We start from the raw sequence: 2157 nt of genomic DNA, 5'->3' as shown, positions 1-2157 counted from the left end.
CTGACGATCGTGTTCACGACGGATGAGGAATGGGCGGTTTGAGTGGGGAGGTCTGAGGGGCGGGGTTGCAGCCCCTTTGCGTCAACCGGGTATTGAACGGCTACCGATCCATCGCGCAAAGCCCGTCGCAATTCTGGTTCATGAGGAGCGATTTCAGCGCCTGCGCCTTGTCGCGTTCAAGCCTGGACAGTTCCGGCAAAATCGTGTCGATCTGGGTGGCCATGGCGGTTCGCTCGGCAAGGGAGGTCGCGGCGACCACGGGAATGGCGCTGGCATTAAGGGCGTTCAGCAAAATAAGCCGGTTCTCGGATCGCAAATTCGGTGAGCGCAGCATAAGGGTCAGTCCGGTAAACTGCTCCATGATGCCAAGGCGCATCTGGCGCAGGCCATCGCGTCGCGCCTTGTTCATCTGATCGGCAGGAAGCACGGCGACAAAATCGGTAATCGCCTCCAGCTGAGCCGCATGGACATGTAATAGATAGGCTCCGGCGCGTGCGATTTCGTCCTGGTATTTGAACGTATTTGCCGCTGTGTCCGGAAGGCTGCCGTTCTGTGGGGTAAACAGTGCATAGGTTTTAAGAACGGCGCCCGCATTCGCGCCGATGGCGATGAGCGCTGGAACATCGGCGGACCGGTATGGCTGTCTGCCAAGGGTTCCCTCCACATTCCAGAGCCGGTCCAGCACCTTCGCATGAGCGGGGTTGGACAATCGCGGTAAATCCCCCTGCGCGCGCGTTTCGCGCGCGAGCGTGTCGAGGCCCTGAAATGCTGCGGCCGATTCGTTTTGATTGGCGGAAGAGACATCGGCCTTTGCCACCAAGGGCATCGCGCCAAACCACGACAATAGCAACAGCGCGGGAATCAATCGCTTCAAGGTCGTAGTCTCCTCAATTGAACGAACGTTCTTTTTCATGGTGCATGACAGGTTTTATGGTGCCCGCAACTCGATCGCAACATCAGGTAGCAATTCCGACGACCTGCCGGCCGGCTATCGTGGCCTGTTTTGCCGCTCAAGAAGTTCGACAAAGGCGTCCTGCTTTACGAGGACAGGATCCGGTAACTGCGATGTGGCGAATGGCTTGCGCCCCTTGCTGCGAATCGCGCAACCCGCTAGCTTTCAACCACAGGCTGGACCCAAGCCTCCCCCCTCCTTTCGGGAAAGCATCGAACATGCAGGGTGACGCCAAATCATCGAACCATCTGTTCGAGCATCGCATAAGGAGGGGTTGCGTTTCGGCTCGCAATGGAGGTCTTTGATGAAACTTTCTGCACCGATATTTCAGCTTAAACGCCGTGCAAAGCTCATGGCGCGAAACAATGATGTTCCGCTGAACGAAGCGCTGGATCAGATCGCGCAAGAAGAGGGCTTTGCAAGGTGGAGCATGCTGTCGTCCCGGATGTCTTCCGGGCCGCTTTCCGAAACGGTACTTTCCCGTCTCGATGCTGGCGACCTATTACTGCTCGCTGGCCGACCGGGACAGGGCAAGACCATGCTTGGTCTTCAGCTTCTGATCGATGCGGCCCGGGACGGCCGCAAGGCGTTTCTGTTTACGTTGGAATTGACCGAAAAACAGGCGGGAAAATATCTCCAGTCGCTTGAAAGGGAGGCTGACGGCTTCGCCAACCAGGTTCAGATTGTCACTTCCGATGAAATTAGTGCGGACTACATCATCGATCGGATGTCGGGGTCGCGACCGGGAACAGTCGCGGTGATCGACTATCTCCAGGCGCTGGATCAACAGCGGAGCAAGCCCGTTCTTTCCGAGCAGCTACGAGCCCTCGGTGATTTTGCGCGACGGACAGGTTGCGTTCTGGGCTTCATTTCGCAAATCGACAGATCGTTCGATCCGGAAAGCAAGCGGCTTCCCGACATCCGCGATATTCGCCTTCCGAACTTCGTCGATCTCGACCTTTTTAACAGGGCGTGCTTCCTCCACGACGGCGAAGCGCAACTTCAGGACGTCGCCTGATTGCCTGCCGCGACTTGACGGGTCGCGGCAGTCACACTCCTGAAATCTGGCTTCGGCATAGCGCGGACAGGTACGTGAAACGATGAGAAGACGGCAGCAAAATGCCACGTCGCTGTAGAAGCAATGTGAAACAGGCGCTGGCGGGCATACTTCTGACGCCCCGCTGGAATTCAGGCAGCATGTGGAC

2 protein-coding genes are annotated in these 2157 nt (G+C 57.5%); one reads left to right on the top strand and one right to left on the bottom strand.

Features of this window, described 5'->3' with window-relative positions; all coding sequences use genetic code 11:
- Nucleotides 1–100: 100 nt before the first annotated feature.
- Complete coding sequence (locus L901_RS21225) at nt 101–874, bottom strand: hypothetical protein (protein ID WP_245289673.1); 774 nt, start codon at nt 872–874, stop codon at nt 101–103.
- Nucleotides 875–1256: 382 nt separating this feature from the next.
- Here L901_RS21225 and L901_RS21220 point away from each other — a divergent pair, with 382 nt between their 5' ends.
- Nucleotides 1257–1970: a DNA helicase gene (locus L901_RS21220; protein ID WP_059760089.1), complete on the top strand. Its 714-nt coding sequence runs from the start codon at nt 1257–1259 to the stop codon at nt 1968–1970.
- Nucleotides 1971–2157: the final 187 nt, after the last annotated feature.

Source organism: Agrobacterium sp. D14 (assembly GCF_001526505.1).
GTDB lineage: Bacteria > Pseudomonadota > Alphaproteobacteria > Rhizobiales > Rhizobiaceae > Agrobacterium > Agrobacterium leguminum.
Note: the sequence above shows the minus strand (reverse complement) of the source record. Positions and strands in the feature narration are given on the sequence as shown.